Here is a 17,404-nt window from a genome sequence, read left to right on the forward strand (position 1 = left end):
GGGGATAGACCGTTTTAGATCAACAACTGTAAATAAAGACTTGTTGACGAAATCGAATTTCTCCGAAATTACCGATTTCTGCCCCACTCTCATTTTTATAGGTGGCAAACGATGTTAGTGGAGGTTTTCCCATTTCCAGTTTTGGACTTCTGGGATATCAGCGCCGTGTTCACGGATGTAAGCCTTGTGATAGGCTACAGTTTCATCCATCTGGGCGGCGAAGGCAGCTGCTGCCTCACCTAGGGCAGCCTGAGCGGCGTCTTGGGCTAGGTGGAAGCGGTCCAATTCGGACATGACCCGCATATCAAACGGTGTGGTGATGTCGCCATTTTCACGGTAACCATGAACTCGCAGGTTGTGGTTATGGCGGCTAAAGAAAATGTCCCGAATCATTCCTTCATAGGCATGGAAGGCAAAGATAACTGGTTTGTCCTTGGTGAAGACCTTGTCAAATTCTTCATCACTCAAGCCTCGAGCATCCACACTTGGATGGCGGAGTTTCAAGATGTCCACTACATTGACAAAGCGGATCTTGAGCTCAGGGAAGGCCTTGTGCAGGATGGAGATGGCAGCTAGGGCTTCTAAGTTTGGCTCGGTGCCTGCTGCGGCAAAGACCACATCGGGTTCTTCATCAGCTGAGACGGTAGATGCCCAGTCAATGACCTTGTAGCCCTTGTCCACCAACTCTTGTGCCTCTTCCACAGAGTAAAACTGAGGGCGCGGGTGCTTGGAAGTCACGATCAAGTTAATCTTGTCTTCGGCTTTAAAGGCCTTGTCCATAACTGCCAGGAGGGAGTTGGTATCGGCTGGCAGGTACTCACGGATAAATTCAGGAGTTTTTTCTGACAAATGGGTCAGAATACCTGGATCTTGGTGGGTGTAGCCATTGTGGTCTTGTTGGAAGACGGTTGAGGTGGCAATCAGATTGAGGGCTGGGTAGTTTTTACGCCAGGTGGTATGGGTCTTGGACTTACGCAGCCACTTGAAGTGCTGGGTGACCATGGTATCCACCACTCGTAGGAAGGACTCATAAGATGCAAAGAATCCATGGCGGCCAGTCAATACGTAGCCTTCTAACAAGCCTTCGGCCTGGTGTTCAGACAGTTGGGAATCGATGACCCGTCCGACTGGGGACAGCCACTCATCATAGGAGGCATCAATGCGGCCCAGCCATTGGCGGTTGGTCTTGGTAAAGACTTCTTGCAATCGGTTGGACTTGGTTTCATCTGGTCCAAAGATACGGAAGTTGTCTGGGTTGGCTTCAACCAAGTCAGCTGCGTACTTCCCGAACTCAATCATATCTTGGGCCATGATGGCACCTGGAGTCTCAATAGCAAGGGCATGTTTCTTCCAGTCAGCAGTATCCATTGGCTTGATAATACCTGCGTTGGTGATGGGGTTCATGGCCATACGGCGGTCTCCCTTAGGAGCGATTGCTGCGATGTCAGGCAGGAGGCGTCCTTCTTCATCAAAGAGCTCTTCTGGCCGGTAGCCCTTGAGCCAATCTAGTAAGGCATCAACATGCTCCATGTGGTGGGCATCCACTGGGATGGGTACCTGGTGAGCACGCCAGCCGCCTGCGATTGGTGTTCCTTGCCAGGATTCGGGGCCGGTCCAGCCTTTTGGAATGCGGGCCACTAAAACTGGCCAAGCTGGCATCTTGGCTTCTTCCGCCGAACCTTTGCGGGCTTCTGCTTGAATAGCCTTGATTTCTTCAATGGCCTGGTCTAATTTTTCAGCGAAGAGCTTGTGTGAAGCCTCGAAATCTTTGCTGACAGCAGTGACATCAGCGAAAATTGGGTTCCAACCGAGGCCTTTAAAGAAGAGTTCCAATTCCTCATCGGTTTTTCGCTCTAGGATAGTAGGGTTGTGGATCTTGCCACCGTTGAGGTAAAGGATGGGAAGAACCGCCCCGTCATTGACAGGGTTGATAAAGGTATTGGCAAACCAGCCAGCCATCAGTGGGCCTGTTTCTGCTTCCCCGTCACCAATGACGGTTGCTGCGATGGTATCTGGATTGTCCAAGATAGCGCCCGCTGCATGAGAGAGGGCGTAGCCCAGTTCTCCCCCTTCATGGATGGAACCTGGGGTTTCAGGAGCAGCATGTGAAGCGATACCGCCTGGGAAGGAGAAGATTTTGCAGAGTTCTTTGAAGCCTTCCTCGGTCTGCGGAATGTTTGGAAATAGCTCTGTATAGGACCCATCTAGGTAGGAATTGGAGACCATAACCTGACCGCCATGTCCAGGTCCTTCAATGTAGAAGATATCAGCATCGTATTTGTTGATGGCCCGGTTGAGGTGGGCATAGATGAAGTTTTGGCCTGGAACCGTTCCCCAGTGGCCAATTGGATGGGCCTTGAGGTCCTTCTCTACGACTTCCCGTTTGAGAAGGGGGTTGTCCTTGAGATACATCTGAGCAGCGGAAATGTAGTTGGCGGCCCGCCACCAGGCATCTACTTTTTTCAAATAATCTGTCGAATCAAAATTGCTTGTCATGTCGACACTCCTTTTTGTGTAAATTTTCACAACAAAACTATATCACTTTGGCCTTCATAAGTCAAAGTTTGAAAATTGGAAATCTGGCTTATTTTCGCATTTTTTTGGTAGAAAATGGGAAATGTTTGTAGGAAAAATCAGCCCATTTTTGCGCAAAATCCTGTGTAGAAAATTGTGTTAATATAATAAGAAGAGAAAAAGGTTTATGAAACCGATTTCAAAACTTCCAGATTAATGTGGAAGAAAGTTGATTTAAGTAAAGAGAGGATATGGTCTATAATGAGAACTGTAAAGAGGAATGAGAGCGAGATTGATGTGAATACAAGACAATTTAGTGTATTGCAAGATTTGGTCTCCGCTAGCCACTACATGACCGGTCAGGCCTTGTCTGAGAAATATGGAGTGTCTACCAAGACCATCTATAGTGACATCGCAGCCATCAATGAAAAGCTGTCTTCTTTCCAAATTGCGATTGAAAAGAAGCCTCGTTTGGGGGTGAAGTTGACCTTGAGTCCTGCCAAACGAAGGCGGATTCTAGCCTTTTTGGAACAGGGCAGTGCAGAGTTGGTCGATGAAGGCTCGCAGATTCTGCGAGAATATGAATTGGTCAGAGAACTGACTCTGGGCAGCAAGAAGGTGGATATTCTGGATTGGTCTGTGGAGCATTTTATCAGTGAAGCCTCTATCAGACGGGACTTGGATAAAATCGAGGCCCAGCTGCTGCCCTACCAGATTGGCCTGGTGAGGGGGAGCGGCCAGGTGCAGCTCCAGGGACGGGAATGTGACATTCGGAAGTTTCTCAGAAACTATATGATTGACCATTTTGACCTATCCATGAACCAGTTTGCCCAGGATCCAGGTCTCGCTATCTTCTTTCCATCTGAGCGGGTTCAGTCCGTTGCAGAAATCGTAGCCAACTGTGCGGTGGATTACAATTTCAAAACGGCAGAATCCTACAGTATCTACCTGATTTTGGATTTGCTGATTAGCGCCCAGCGGTATCTGCAGCAGGATGTCATTCTGGAAAACACCTTCTCCATCATGGCAGAAGATCTTTCCCAATATGAGGTCTATGTCATCGCAGGAGAGCTGCTCAGTAAGACCACCGGAGTCAGCATGGCCCTGATTTCGGATGCTGAAATCCGAAACATTTCCTACACCTTACTTTCGGTTGGTTATGAAGCCCAACTGGCAGAAAGGCCAGAGGTCAAAAAAGCGGTGTCTGCTTTTATTGAAAAGGTTAGCCAATTGTCAGGTGTTGATTTTACAAGGGATGCTCACCTATACAATATGCTGGTCAACCATGTTCCTCCCATGATTTACCGACTAAAAAGTGGCATCAACATCAAAAATAAGACGACAGAAGAAATTAAGTCCCGCTATAGCGTCCTCTACTACATCGTCTGGTTGGCTTCCAAAACCTTGTCAGAGGAATATCAGGTAGAATTACTAGATGCGGAAGTGGCCTTCTTGACCATCTACTTTGAAGTAGCGGTGGAAAAGCTCATCAAGCCCCTGACCATCTGCGTCATTTGCCCCCACGGCCTGGCCACTTCAGAGTTAATCATGAGCTCCCTCAAGCGGATTGTGGCCGCCTTTGATCACCTGATTAAGGTGGACCTTCGAGACCTTGAGAGAAACAAGGATTTGCTGAATCGGGCCGACTTGGTCATCAGTTCGGTTCGCTTGGAGGATGTGGATTTTGATTATATCCATGTCAATCCTATTATGACGGATGCGGAATTAGAATTGATTCAAAAAAGCTATTCAGAATTGACAACGGGCAACCGCAACATGCTATCTATCATCCATGAAGATGGGGTCTTTGCCAAATCAGTTGTTTTGGATCTCTTGCAGGACAATATCCTTTTGGGGGAAAATTGCCAGTCTGTTGAAGACTGCATTCAGTTTATGGTTTCCAAGGCTTCCAGGAAAAACCGCAAGGATAAGAAGTTATTGCACTCGATTTTGGCCAGAGAAAAGATGGGGAGCACCAGTGTTTATACCGGTATCGCCCTTCCCCATGCTGACCCAGCCTTTGTCAACGAGTCCCAGCTGATTATGATGACCTTGAACAAACCCATCAAGTGGGGCAGCAATACCATCAAGGTTGTTATGCTCATTGCCATTGCGGAGAAGGATGAGGAGATTTATAAGAAAGCTCTTGTCAGTCTCTATTCTAAAATTGACAACAAGGACTATATCAATCGCCTCTGGCGGGCCAATAAAAAACAAACCTTTATCAAGGAATTGTAGTTCCTGCTTGATATGCCAACAACTAGACTATGGCCTTTGTATTTTACTCTTATGAAGGGAGAACCACCATATATGACAGCTTCCATAAAATTAGCTAACTACATCAGTGAACCATTGATTTTTGTTCATAAAACCTACCGGACCAGTGATGACCTGTTTGAGGGGGTTTCCAAGCAGGCCTTTCAACTAGGGAAGGTCAGAGATGACTTTTTAGCCCGGGTCAAGGAGCGGGAAGCCACCTTCCCGACAGGCATTCAGCTGGAAAATCTGGGGGTAGCCATTCCTCATACAGATGCCGAGTGCGTGCTGGAGGAGTTTGTGGCCGTTGTAGTCAACCAGGAACCGGTTGAGTTTAAGAGCATGGAAGACATGAATCAGTCTGTCCCAGCCAGTATCGTCTTTGTCTTAGGCTTAAATCAAGCCCATGCCCAGCTGGAGATGCTGCAATCCCTGATGGGTCTACTTCAAAATGAAGCCATTTTGAAAGACATCATCGCAGCGACATCATCTCAGGATGTCCTTACTATCGTCAATAAAAATAATTTATAAATAACAAAAAGGAGAAGTATCATGGTAAAACTTAAAGTTCTAGTTGCCTGTGGTGCGGGAATTGCAACTTCTACTGTCGTCATGAAGCGAGTAGAGGATTTATTTAAAAGTAATAATATTGATGTGGATATTATTCAAATTAAAATTGCAGAAGCAAAGGCACGCGAAGCGGATGCAGATATTTTAATTACAACAACTCTCTTGCCAGGAGAATTTAAAATTCCGGCAATTAAGGCTATGGGCTATTTGACGGGCATAAATGCGGATAAGGTGGATGAACAAATTATAGACGCTGCCCGTAAAATTTTAGGATAAATCAAAAAGGAGATATTACAATGAGTGCTATTAACGATGTTGTACAATATATTCTTGGATTAGGGGCATCAGTTATGCTCCCAATTATGCTGACCATTGTTGGTTTAATTTTTAGATTGCCATTCGGAAAATCTTTGAAATCAGGTTTAACAGTTGGAATCGGTTTCATTGGAATTAACTTAGTTATTGGTGTTCTTTCCAATAACCTGGGGCCTGCTGCGCAAGCTATGGTAGAAAATTTTGGAGTATCATTGAATATTATTGATACTGGTTGGCCTTCCGCAGCTGCAGCATCATGGGCTTCACCTGTCTCAGCAGTTATGATTCCAATCTGTGTGGCTGTAAACCTACTTATGTTATTTACTAAGACAACAAAGACATTGGATATTGATCTTTGGAATTATTGGCATTTCATCGCTGCTGCTGCAACCGGCTACATAGTTACAGGCGGAAATTGGTGGTTCGCTATCTTATGCGGTGTTTTGTACGAAATTGCTTGTTTGCTTATTGCTGACTGGACCGCACCGATGGTTGAAAAATTCTATGGATTAGAGGGTGTTAGTTTACCAACAGGTTCAACAGATGCTTTTGGTCTTATCGGTATCCCTGTAGGTATTTTAGTTGGAAAAATTCCAGGATTAAATAAATTAGATGTTAGTGCGGATACTATTCAAGAAAAATTTGGTATTTTTGGGGAGCCAATGATGATGGGTATTATTATTGGTGCAGGTATTGCAGCACTTGGGGGTTATGATGCTGGAGGTATCATTACAATGGGTATCAATATGGGTGCCGTAATGTTTTTGATGCCTCGCATGGTGAAGATTTTGATGGAAGGTTTGATTCCAATTTCAGAAGCAGCTCGTGATTTCCTACAAAAACGAAATGGTAATAGTGACCGTACGATTTATCTTGGTATGGATGCAGCTCTAACAACTGGGCATCCAGCTAACCTTGCAACAGGTCTGTTGCTTGTCCCTATAACACTTCTTATCGCAGTCATCCTACCAGGGAATAAAGTACTTCCATTTGGTGATTTGGCTACCATTCCGTTTTATGTTTCTTTAATCGTTGCACACAGAAAAGGTAATATTATCCAGTCTGTAATCACTGGAGCAATTGTTATTACATTTGCACTGTGGATGGCAACAAACTTTGCTCCAGAACATACAGAAATGATGCGTGGAGTCTATGAGTTCCCGGCTGGAGCGACTCAGGTATCAAGTTTGGACATGGGTGGGAATGTACTGAACTGGCTCATCTTAAAATTTGCACAACTTTTTGGTAACTAGAATAGAAGACGGTGGAAAGGTGCTAGTTTTATGAAAGCAGCATTATTAACAAGTCTTAACAAATTTGAGATAAAAAACCTTGAAAAGCCTATTCCAAAAGAAAATGAGGTACTCGTGAAAGTCAAAGCCGCAGGAATCTGCGGCTCTGATATTCATAAGATGCAGAGTGGTTGGAGATATGGCTTACCGATGGTAATGGGGCACGAATTCGCAGGAGAGGTTGAGGCAATCGGTTCCGAAGTAAAAAATATTGTAGTTGGAGATCGAGTTGCGATAGCCCCTCTATTGCCATGCAATGAGTGTATCTATTGCAAATCGGGCAAATATCAATTATGTGAGAATTATCAGATGATTGGTTCTCATAGATATGGTGGATTTGAAGAGTTTTGTACAGTTCCAGAATCAAATGTTATCAATATTGGTTCAAAGATCTCTTATGAAGAAGCTGCAATGATTGAACCATTAGCAGTAGCAGCACACGGCGTTATGGGCTTAGATCCTCAAACTGGAGATCAAGTTGCAGTGTTTGGTTTAGGAACTATTGGTATACTAAGTGTCCAGTGGCTACGATTGGCAGGAGTTAAGAAAATTATTGGAATTGATATTGACCCCAATAAACTAGAAGAATCCAAAAAATATGGTGTGACTGATATAATAAATCCCTTGGAAGAGGATTTAGAAAGTTTAATTTTTGAAATAACAAAAGGTCTTGGCGTGGACATTGCCTTAGAATGTGCGGGTTCCAAAGTAACCGAAGAACAGTGCTTATTGGTTGTTCGAAAGGGTGGCAAGATTGGTTATCAAGGCATTGCATATTCAGATGTATTGTTGCGACAAAGAGCTTTTGAAAATATTTTTCGAAGAGAGTACACACTAAAAGGTTTTTGGAACTCCTATTCAGCGCCCTTTCCAGGGAAAGAATGGTTACATTCAGTTGATTTTATTGAATCTGGTCAAATACAATTAAAAAGTATGATTTCACATAGGTTTAATTTAGATGACATCCAAAAAGCTTTTAATTTAACAGTAAACCGAGAAGAGTCTTACAATAAAGTAATGATTTTTCCCAATAAATAGATAGCTATTTGTATAAGAGGTAAGCATATGACAATTCCAGAAAAAATGATGGGTGTCTTTAAGACAGAACCTGGCTATGATAAGATGAACTTCCTCCCCTTGGATGTTCCAAAGGCAGTAGATGACAAGGTCCTTATCAAGGTGGCTTTCACCGGGATTTGCGGCTCGGATATCCACACCTTTAAGGGGGAATACAACAATCCGACAACTCCTGTGGTTCTGGGCCATGAATTTTCCGGTCAGGTAGTGGCAGTGGGAGATCAAGTGACCAAGGTCAAGGTGGGTGATCGAGTGACCAGCGAGACGACCTTCGAGACCAGCACAGACATCTACACCCATGACAAGCAGTACAATCTGGCTATGTGGCGCAAGGGAATTGGAACCCAGCAAAATGGTTCCATGGCCAAGTATGTCCTGGCCCGTGAAGAAAGCATCCATATCCTGCCAGATACCCTCAGCTATGAGGGGGCAGCCATGACAGAGCCCTTAGCCTGCTGTGTGCATGCCATGTACCAAAAGAGCCAGCTAAACCTCCACGATAAAATCATCATCATGGGACCTGGCCCGATTGGCCTCTTTCTCCTGCAGATTGCCAAGGATATCGGAGCCTTTGTCATCATGACAGGCATTACCCAGGATGCGGACCGCCTGGCCTTTGCCAAGGAGCTGGGAGCCGATGTGGTGGTGGATACCCTCAAGGAAGATTTGGCAGCCATCGTCCACAAGTACACAGATGGCTACGGGGTGGACAAGGCCTATGATGCTTCTGGTGCGGCACCAGCAGTCAACCAGGTTCTTCCCCTCATCAAAAAACGCGGACGCTTTGTCCAGGTGGGACTTTTTGCCAAAAAATACATCGAATTGGACACCGAGTCCATCATCCAGAGAGAAATTGAGTATGTGGGCTGTCGTTCGCAAAATCCATTTGACTGGCCGATTGCCATTCATCTCCTGGATAAGGGAGCCATCCAAATCGACAAGATGATTACCAAGAAATTCCCCTTGGAAGAATGGCGGCAAGCCTTTGAAGCGGTCATGGGGGGCAAGGAATTCAAGGTTATGATTGAATCCAACCCAGGTGAATTTTAGACCTGTTAGACACCGAAAAAGGTGAAAGATATTCCCTGTATCTGCTGGATAAGGGGAATATTTTGCTTCTTTGAAGCCGTTGGTCGAGCAGAAGAAATTTCAAAATGTAAGCCTTTTATGCTATAATAAAACCAGCGACAAATCTACCAACAAATAGGAGGAAACTATGTCAAATGTATCCGTCAATGCCATCCGCTTTTTAGGTGTGGATGCCATTAACAAGGCCAATTCGGGTCACCCAGGAGTAGTAATGGGAGCTGCACCGATGGCCTATGCCCTCTTTACTAAACAAATGCACATCACACCTGAGGCACCAAACTGGCTCAACCGTGATCGGTTTGTCCTGTCCGCTGGACATGGATCCATGTTGCTTTATGCCCTTCTGCACCTGACTGGTTATGAAGATACCAGCATGGAAGAATTGAAGGCTTTCCGCCAATGGGGTTCTAAGACGCCTGGTCACCCTGAATTTGGTCACACTGCTGGTGTGGACGCTACTTCAGGTCCGCTTGGACAAGGGATTTCAACCGCAGTTGGTTTTGCCCTGGCAGAGCGTTTCTTAGCAGCTAAGTACAATAAAGAAGGTTTCCCAATCTTTGACCACTACACCTATGCCATCGCAGGCGATGGGGACTTCATGGAGGGGGTTTCTGCCGAAGCGGCTTCCTTTGCCGGTCACCAAAAATTGGACAAGCTCATTGTTCTCTACGATTCAAACAATATCTGTTTGGATGGTGAATTGGACGATGCCATGACAGAAAATGTCCGTGCCCGCTATGAAGCCTATGGCTGGTACACAGCCTTGGTGGAAGATGGGACTGATGTAGAAGCCATCAACATCGCCATTGAAGCGGCCAAGACTTCTGGCAAACCATCCCTGATTGAAGTGAAAACTGTTATCGGCCACGGGGCTCCAACCAAGGGTGGAACCAACGCGGCCCACGGTGCGCCATTAGGTGCTGAGGAAACAGCAGCGGCTCGTGAGGCCCTTGGCTGGACCTACGAACCTTTTGATATTCCATCATCTGTCTATGCGGACTTCAAGGCTAATGTGGCAGATCGTGGTGCAGCGGCCCATGAGGCTTGGACCCAATTGGTTGCAGACTACCAGGCTGCTTATCCAGCAGAAGGGGCAGAATTGGCTGCTATCTCGGCTGGCAAGGATCCAGTTGCCATCACCTCAGCAGATTTCCCTGCCTTGGAAGCTGGCTTCTCTCAAGCAACCCGTAATTCTTCCCAAGATGCTCTGAATGTCATCGCCAGCAAGCTGCCAACCTTCTTGGGTGGTTCTGCTGACTTGGCGCATTCCAACATGACCTACATCAAGGGTGAGGGTCTTCAGGATGCGGACCACGTCCTTAACCGCAACATCCAATTCGGTGTGCGTGAGTTTGCTATGGGAGCTATCCTCAACGGTATGGCCCTTCACGGCGGACTTCGTGTCTATGGCGGTACCTTCTTCGTCTTCTCAGACTATGTCAAGGCAGCGGTTCGTTTGTCAGCCTTGCAAGGTTTGCCAGTGACCTATGTCTTCACCCATGACTCCATCGCCGTTGGTGAAGATGGCCCAACCCATGAGCCAATTGAGCAATTGCCAGGACTTCGTGCCCTGCCAAACCTGAATGTTATCCGTCCAGCTGATGCGCGTGAAACACAGGCAGCATGGCACTTGGCAGTCAACAGCAGCTCTACTCCAACAGCCCTTGTTTTGACCCGTCAGAACTTGACAGTAGAAGAAGGAACAGATTTTGACAAGGTAGCCAAAGGGGCCTATGTGGTCTATGAAGCAGCAGGCTTTGATACCATCTTGCTGGCTTCCGGTTCAGAAGTCAACCTGGCTGTCAAAGCTGCCAAAGAATTGGAAGCAGCAGGCACCAAGGTCCGCGTGGTTTCTGTACCATCTATGGAACTCTTTGATGCCCAAGATGCAGCCTACAAGGAAGAAATCCTGCCAAATGCAGTCCGCCGCCGCGTCGCCATCGAAATGGCAGCCAGCCTCAGCTGGTACAAGTATGTCGGTCTAGATGGCAAGGTCATCGGAATCGACAAATTCGGTGCCTCTGCACCAGCCCAAACCGTCATCGACAACTACGGCTTCACTGTTGAGAATGTCGTGGCAGTTGTCAACAGCTTGTAATCATTAGAAATGAAACCTGGAGCAATCCAGGTTTTTTGATTAGGAAAACATAGAAATCTAAGTAAAAAATATTTTTAAAATATCTTGACAAATTATATATATATATAATAGAGTTTGAAAAAATTATTAGGAGTCCAATATGAAAAAGAAATTCACCCTATTTACTGTAGCTGCTTTGTCATTGTTTGCCCTAGGAGCATGTTCGACAACAACACCGACTAAGAAGGAAACTTCTGATTCTGCAACGAAAGCTAGTTCGACAACAGAAGCAGCAACAAATACAGAATACAAAGTTGGAGATACTATTGTGTTTAAAGATGTTGCTGAAATCACTATTACAAATGTTGCGTGGACAGATGAGAGGAATTCTGCAAGCGATATTGTAGCTAATAAGGTTCTTTTGGTGACATACAATCTTACGAATTTGACAGATGATGACTACGTTGTGGGGGAAGACATTGATCTTTATGTCAACAACAAATCAACAGAGAGCTATCCAGTTGGTACAATTCTTGAAACAATTGCTGCTGGTAGAAGTATTGAAGGTGCGACAGCGGCATTTGCTGTAAATGAAGACGGTACTGCAGAGCTTGAGGTTGAACCTGGATTCCAAATTAACTCTAAATTGAAACCAGCGGTTGTAAGTATTGAACTGCCAAAATAAGTTTTTCGACCTCCTCGGAGGTCTTTTTTCAACCCTATCCTTTCCAAATTTTCAGATAATTTGCTATAATGATAAAACATACGAGAAAAAATTGAATTGGAAGGAATAGAGTGTTTGGCTAGGGGCCAACTGAACCTGAACTAAAGCGTCTTGAAAATAGGTTCAGCCTGCTTTTGAACACTCTTGGTATCATGATGACTACACAAAAAATGTCTGCCCAGGAAATTATTGCTTTTATTGGCAATGCGGTGAAAAAAACCAATGTTAAGGTTACTTTTGAGGGAGAATTGGCAGGTCCTGTACCAGTTGAGGTGACCAAACTGGGCAATGTTCTTTTCGGGGACTGGAAAGATATCGAGCCACTTTTGGTCAATTTGACTGAAAACAAGGATTACGTGGTGGAGCAAGACGGCCGCAACTCTGCTGTTCCTCTTTTGGACAAGCGCAACCTCAACGCTCGGATTGAGCCAGGTGCCATCATCCGCGACCAGGTGACTATCGGTGACAATGCCGTCATCATGATGGGAGCTGTTATCAATATCGGTGCGGAAATCGGTGCTGGAACCATGATTGACATGGGCGCTATCCTTGGCGGGCGGGCGACTGTTGGTCAAAACAGCCACATCGGTGCAGGTGCGGTTCTGGCAGGAGTCATTGAGCCAGCTTCAGCTGAGCCCGTTCGCGTGGGAGACAATGTCCTGGTTGGAGCAAACGCTGTGGTTATCGAAGGCGTACAAATCGGCAACGGATCTGTTGTGGCAGCTGGTGCCATCGTCACCCAGGATGTTCCTGAAAATGTCGTAGTGGCAGGTGTTCCAGCCCGCATCATCAAGGAAATCGACGAAAAAACCCAGCAAAAAACAGCCTTGGAAGATGCCCTGCGCAACCTCTAAGCCTGACTTGAGAAAAATATTGTGGCCTGATTTTTCAGGCTTTTCTTTAAAGGAAAGATTGATATGACACTTGATTTAATCAGCATCCGCCGTGATTTGCACCAGATTCCTGAAATTGGTCTGGAGGAATTCAAGACCCAGGCCTATCTCTTAGATAAAATCGCCAGTATCACAGCTGGAAAAGACTATGTAGAGCAGCGGACCTGGCGAACAGGAATCCTGGTTTTTGTAAAGGGAGCCGCTCCTGAAAAAACCATTGGCTGGCGGGCAGATATGGATGGTCTTCCAGTGGTAGAAGAGACTGGACTGGACTTTCAAAGCCAGCATGAGGGACGGATGCACGCCTGTGGACACGATTTCCACATGACCATCGGACTTGGCCTATTAGACAAACTGGTCCAAACCCAGCCCAAAAACAACCTCCTCTTTCTCTTCCAACCGGCTGAGGAAAATGCGGCCGGAGGCATGCTCATGTATGAGGACGGGGCCTTTGGTGACTGGAAACCCGATGAATTTTATGGCTTGCATGTGCGGCCGGATTTGAAGGTGGGCGATATCGCTACCAATACAGGCACCCTGTTTGCAGGGACTTGTGAAGTTTGGGTGACCTTCAAGGGCAAGGGTGGACATGCCGCCTTCCCCCATCAGGCCAATGATGCCTTAGTCGCCGCAGCCTATTTTATCACGCAAGTCCAGACCATTGTCAGCCGCAATGTCGACCCGATTGAAGGGGGAGTGGTGACCTTTGGCTCCATGCGGGCCGGCACCACCAACAATGTCATCGCAGATACCGCCAAGCTCCATGGCACCATCCGCAGCCTGACTCAAGATATGAGCCTACATATACAACAAAGGCTGAAAGAAATAGCCCAGGGTGTGGCTGCATCCTTTGGTATGGAAGTAGAAGTCATTCTCAATCAAGGAGGCTACCTGCCTGTGGAAAACCATCCTCACTTGGCCCGTAACCTGATGAACTTTTTTGAGCAGAGCTCAGGAGTCAACCTAATCGATTGCCCACCTGCCATGACAGGAGAGGACTTTGGCTACCTTTTAAATAAGATTCCGGGTGTCATGTTCTGGCTGGGTGTCGACACCGCCTATGCTCTCCACCATCCCCAAATGAGTCCCAAGGAAGAAGCCCTGCCCTTTGCAGTAGAAAAGATTTCCGCCTTTCTCCAAACGCGGATTCGGTAAATGTGAAAAGACTGCTTCAGATCAGTCTTTTCTTAATCTTTAAGAAAAATAGGAAATTCCCATGAAAGAAAGCATTCGAGCAGCTGTTTTGCAGGTCCTAGACATACAGGACAGGGAGCATAAAGCAGCAACTGATAAAGAAATGACGGCCCTCGTCCTAGCCCATCCCAGCTATCAAGCTGCCCAGACCATCGCTACTTACCTGCCCATGGACCATGAATTTGACAGCTATGGCCTGATTGAGGCAGCCCAAGCAGCTGGAAAAAGAGTTCTCGTTCCCAAGGTAGTGGGTCCTGGACAGATGGTCTTTCTGCCCTATGTAGCCGGTCAGCTGGTTGAGAGTTACTTTGGGGTGCTTGAACCCAGTACTGGCCAGGCTGTTGATAAAGCGGACATTGACCTGATTCATGTACCTGGAGTGGCCTTTAATGACCGTGGTTACCGCATCGGGCACGGTGGAGGCTATTATGACCGCTATCTGGCCGATTATCCAGGAGCCACCATCAGTACCATTTATGATTTTCAGAGAAAAGAGTTTTCGGAAGAAAGCCACGATATTCCCGTTCAGGAGGTGATTTGCCGATGATGACCGAATTAAAAAGACGGCCAGTGACCTTTGGCCTGCTCATGTTGACCACCATCATCTTTATGGCCATTCAAATTTTTCGTTTTGGAAATACGACATCCAGTCAAACCATCTTTGAATTTGGCGGCATGCATGGTCTCTACCTTAAATACGATCCCAGCCAACTTTGGCGCCTGATGACGCCCATTTTTGTCCATATTGGCTGGCAGCATTTTCTCTTTAATATTTTTGCTATATATGTGGTTGGGCAACTGGCTGAGCAGGTCTGGGGCTCCTGGCGTTTCCTCATCCTTTATCTCCTGTCTGGAATAATGGGCAATGTTTTTACCCTCTTCTTAACACCGGATGTGGTGGCAGCGGGGGCATCCACTTCCATTTTTGGGGTCTTTGCAGCCATTACCGTTGCAGGATACTTTGGCCGCAACCCCTATCTCAAGCAGATGGGCCAGTCTTATCAAGCCCTCATTGTGGTCAACTTGATTTTCAACCTCTTCATGCCCAATGTCGGCTTGGTTGGCCATATTGGCGGACTGGTAGGCGGGCTTCTGGCAGCGGTCTTTCTGCCCACTCTGCATGAAAAAAAGATGTTTCAGACCTGGCAGCGGCTCTTGGCTGGCGGGGTCTATCTCCTCCTCACCCTCGGCATGATTTTCTTAGCCCTGTAAAAAAGAGAGTGAGACAGAAATCGGTAATTTCGGAGAAATTCGATTTCGTCAACAAGTCTTTATTTCCAGTTGTTGAGCTAAAACGGTCTATCCCCAGACCGTTTTACTCCCACCTCCGCACAGTTGAGTAGGGCTGTAAAAGCTGATTTATCAGCGCATTAGAGCCCACTCAACCACTGCGCTATAAGTATCTAAAACGAAAAAATAGAGTTTGGAACTACTTTTGTCCCAAACTCTTCTCTTTTAGTCAGCTGATTTGCCTTCTAATTGTTTACCAAGAGAAATGATATAGTCTCTCAAATCATCCTTGGTCTGCGGATGATTGAGGCCGTATTCGATAGAGGTTTTCATGTAGCCATACTTGTCGCCCACATCATAGCGTTGTCCCTTGAATTCACGGGCAAAGACACGCTGGGTCTTGTTGAGGGCGTCGATGGCATCGGTCAGTTGGATTTCATTGCCGGCACCTGGTTCCTGTCTTTCCAAGAGGTCAAAAATCTCTGGTGTCAGGAGGTAGCGACCGATAATAGCCAGATCAGATGGGGCATCTTCTGGATTTGGTTTTTCAACAAAGGTTTCCACGCTATAAAGGCCGTTAATCCCTTCTCCTTGGGGAGCGATGACACCGTAGGCAGACACTTCTTCGTGGGGCACGGGCATGACGGCGATGGTAGAAGCATGAGTCGCTTCATAATCATCGATGAGTTGCTTGGTCAATGGATAGTCTGTCCCGTTGATGTCCATGAGGTCATCTCCCAAGAGCACTACGAAAGGTTCGTTACCGACAAAGGCCTTGGCTTGAAGGACAGCATCTCCCAAACCTCTCGGATGGCTTTGGCGAATAAAGTGGAGACGGATTCCCGTCGATTCGTCCACCAATCTGAGAAGGTCCGTTTTTCCTTTTTCCTTGAGGTTGTACTCCAATTCAAAATTGGAATCAAAATGGTCTTCGATGGACCGTTTGGACTTACCGGTGACCACCAAGATATCTTCAATACCAGAAGCCAGGGCTTCTTCGACGATAAATTGGATGGTTGGTTTGTCAACGATGGGCAGCATTTCCTTGGCCAGGGCCTTGGTGGCAGGTAGGAAACGTGTTCCAAGGCCCGCAGCAGGAATGACAGCTTTTCTTACTTGTTTTTTCATCTATACTCTCCTTGATTAGGACCATTCGTTTTCTTGGCGGAATTCGCCAGACATGATGCCTTTGATGGCTTCATCAATGCTGGCTCCTTGGTAAATCACACTGTAAATAGCCTGAGTGATGGGCATATAGACACCCAGTTCTTGGGCCAATTCATAGGCAGCCTTGGTAGTGGAAATTCCTTCGATGACCATGCCCATATTACGCTCAACATCTTCCAATTTTTCACCGCGACCCAGCTGGTCACCTGCCCGCCAGTTACGAGAATGGACAGAAGTGCCAGTAACAATCAAATCACCAACTCCAGACAAACCGCTGTAAGTCAGAGGGTTAGCACCCATGGCTACACCTAGTCGAGTGATTTCAGTCAGACCACGCGCGATAATAGCCGCTTTGGCATTGTCTCCGTAGCCCAGACCATGAAGGGCGCCCGCGCCAACTGCGATGATATTTTTAAGGGCGCCAGCTGTTTCTACCCCAATAACATCATTATTGGTGTAGAGGCGGAAGTAGCGGTTGCTAAAGAGATTTTGGACATACTTGGCTGTTTCCATATCCTTGGAAGCTGCTGAGATGAGGGTGATGTCCCGAACAATGGTTTCTTCGGCGTGACTTGGACCAGAAACGACCACGATTTCACTACGAAGCTCAGCAGGAATTTCTTCCTCCAAAATGGTGGATAGGCGTTCGTGGGTATCAGGCTCCAAGCCTTTTGAGGCGTGCATGACCACCACCTTGTGGTCCAAAACAGACGCCACTTGCTTGGCTACTAGTCGAGTCACCTTTGTTGGCACAACAAAAAGAACAGCATCAACGCCATCCAAAGCCTCAGCCAAATCCTTGTAACCCTTAATCTTTTCATCTAAAACGATATTTTTGAAATAGCGGGTATTGGTGTGTTTCTCGTTGATTTCGTCAATCTGGTCTTCTAGGTTTCCCCAAATCCGCACTTCATGGCCATTATCATTTAATACCTGTGATAGGGCTGTTCCCCAAGAACCAGGCCCCAAGACGGGAATTTTTTGTTTTTCCATACTTGCTCCTTAC

General features: G+C 46.5%; 15 protein-coding genes. 12 read left to right on the forward strand and 3 right to left on the reverse strand.

What is annotated here, in order from left to right:
- Window positions 1-114: 114 nt before the first annotated feature.
- Window positions 115-2,496, reverse strand: coding sequence for a phosphoketolase (locus ACEYCN_RS07170; protein WP_373713606.1), 2,382 nt, complete (start codon window positions 2,494-2,496; stop codon window positions 115-117).
- A gap of 315 nt (window positions 2,497-2,811) precedes the next feature.
- Between ACEYCN_RS07170 and ACEYCN_RS07175 the strand changes: the two genes are divergently transcribed.
- From ACEYCN_RS07175 to ACEYCN_RS07230, 12 genes are all read left to right on the forward strand, one after another.
- Complete coding sequence (locus tag ACEYCN_RS07175) at window positions 2,812-4,752, forward strand: transcription antiterminator (protein ID WP_373713607.1); 1,941 nt, start codon at window positions 2,812-2,814, stop codon at window positions 4,750-4,752.
- A gap of 72 nt (window positions 4,753-4,824) precedes the next feature.
- A complete protein-coding gene (locus ACEYCN_RS07180; RefSeq protein ID WP_373713608.1) occupies window positions 4,825-5,301 on the forward strand; it encodes a PTS sugar transporter subunit IIA in 477 nt (158 codons plus the stop codon).
- 21 nt (window positions 5,302-5,322) lie between these two features.
- Entirely contained in the window at window positions 5,323-5,616 is a 294-nt protein-coding gene (locus ACEYCN_RS07185; protein WP_373713609.1) for a PTS sugar transporter subunit IIB, read from the forward strand.
- Window positions 5,617-5,636: 20 nt separating this feature from the next.
- Window positions 5,637-6,908, forward strand: coding sequence for a PTS galactitol transporter subunit IIC (locus tag ACEYCN_RS07190; protein WP_373713610.1), 1,272 nt, complete (start codon window positions 5,637-5,639; stop codon window positions 6,906-6,908).
- A 30-nt stretch (window positions 6,909-6,938) separates the two neighbouring features.
- On the forward strand, window positions 6,939-7,985 hold the full coding sequence (locus ACEYCN_RS07195; RefSeq protein ID WP_373713611.1) for a galactitol-1-phosphate 5-dehydrogenase: 1,047 nt from the start codon (window positions 6,939-6,941) through the stop codon (window positions 7,983-7,985).
- 27 nt (window positions 7,986-8,012) lie between these two features.
- On the forward strand, window positions 8,013-9,074 hold the full coding sequence (locus ACEYCN_RS07200) for a zinc-binding dehydrogenase (RefSeq protein ID WP_373713612.1): 1,062 nt from the start codon (window positions 8,013-8,015) through the stop codon (window positions 9,072-9,074).
- Between the two features lie 166 nt (window positions 9,075-9,240).
- Window positions 9,241-11,211, forward strand: coding sequence for a transketolase (gene tkt / locus ACEYCN_RS07205; RefSeq protein ID WP_373713613.1), 1,971 nt, complete (start codon window positions 9,241-9,243; stop codon window positions 11,209-11,211).
- A gap of 139 nt (window positions 11,212-11,350) precedes the next feature.
- The gene (locus ACEYCN_RS07210) at window positions 11,351-11,875 is read left to right on the forward strand and encodes a hypothetical protein (protein ID WP_373713614.1); all 525 of its coding nucleotides are present in this window, start codon (window positions 11,351-11,353) and stop codon (window positions 11,873-11,875) included.
- 194 nt (window positions 11,876-12,069) lie between these two features.
- Window positions 12,070-12,768 (forward strand): 2,3,4,5-tetrahydropyridine-2,6-dicarboxylate N-acetyltransferase, encoded by a 699-nt coding sequence (gene dapD, locus ACEYCN_RS07215; protein ID WP_373713615.1) that lies wholly within the window; start codon window positions 12,070-12,072, stop codon window positions 12,766-12,768.
- A 63-nt stretch (window positions 12,769-12,831) separates the two neighbouring features.
- A complete protein-coding gene (locus ACEYCN_RS07220; protein WP_373713616.1) occupies window positions 12,832-13,962 on the forward strand; it encodes an N-acetyldiaminopimelate deacetylase in 1,131 nt (376 codons plus the stop codon).
- A 61-nt stretch (window positions 13,963-14,023) separates the two neighbouring features.
- Entirely contained in the window at window positions 14,024-14,548 is a 525-nt protein-coding gene (locus ACEYCN_RS07225; protein WP_373713617.1) for a 5-formyltetrahydrofolate cyclo-ligase, read from the forward strand.
- Window positions 14,545-15,213 (forward strand): rhomboid family intramembrane serine protease, encoded by a 669-nt coding sequence (locus ACEYCN_RS07230; protein WP_373713618.1) that lies wholly within the window; start codon window positions 14,545-14,547, stop codon window positions 15,211-15,213. Before ACEYCN_RS07225 ends, ACEYCN_RS07230 begins: the two co-directional genes overlap by 4 nt.
- A gap of 243 nt (window positions 15,214-15,456) precedes the next feature.
- Here the strand turns inward: ACEYCN_RS07230 and galU are convergent, their stop codons facing one another.
- Together galU and ACEYCN_RS07240 are read right to left on the reverse strand one after the other, a co-directional pair.
- Entirely contained in the window at window positions 15,457-16,359 is a 903-nt protein-coding gene (gene galU / locus ACEYCN_RS07235; protein WP_373713619.1) for a UTP--glucose-1-phosphate uridylyltransferase GalU, read from the reverse strand.
- Window positions 16,360-16,374: 15 nt separating this feature from the next.
- Window positions 16,375-17,391 (reverse strand): NAD(P)H-dependent glycerol-3-phosphate dehydrogenase, encoded by a 1,017-nt coding sequence (locus ACEYCN_RS07240; RefSeq protein ID WP_373713620.1) that lies wholly within the window; start codon window positions 17,389-17,391, stop codon window positions 16,375-16,377.
- Window positions 17,392-17,404 lie beyond the last annotated feature (13 nt).

The sequence above is a fragment of the Streptococcus sp. genome, from assembly GCF_041802885.1.
Classification (GTDB): domain Bacteria; phylum Bacillota; class Bacilli; order Lactobacillales; family Streptococcaceae; genus Streptococcus.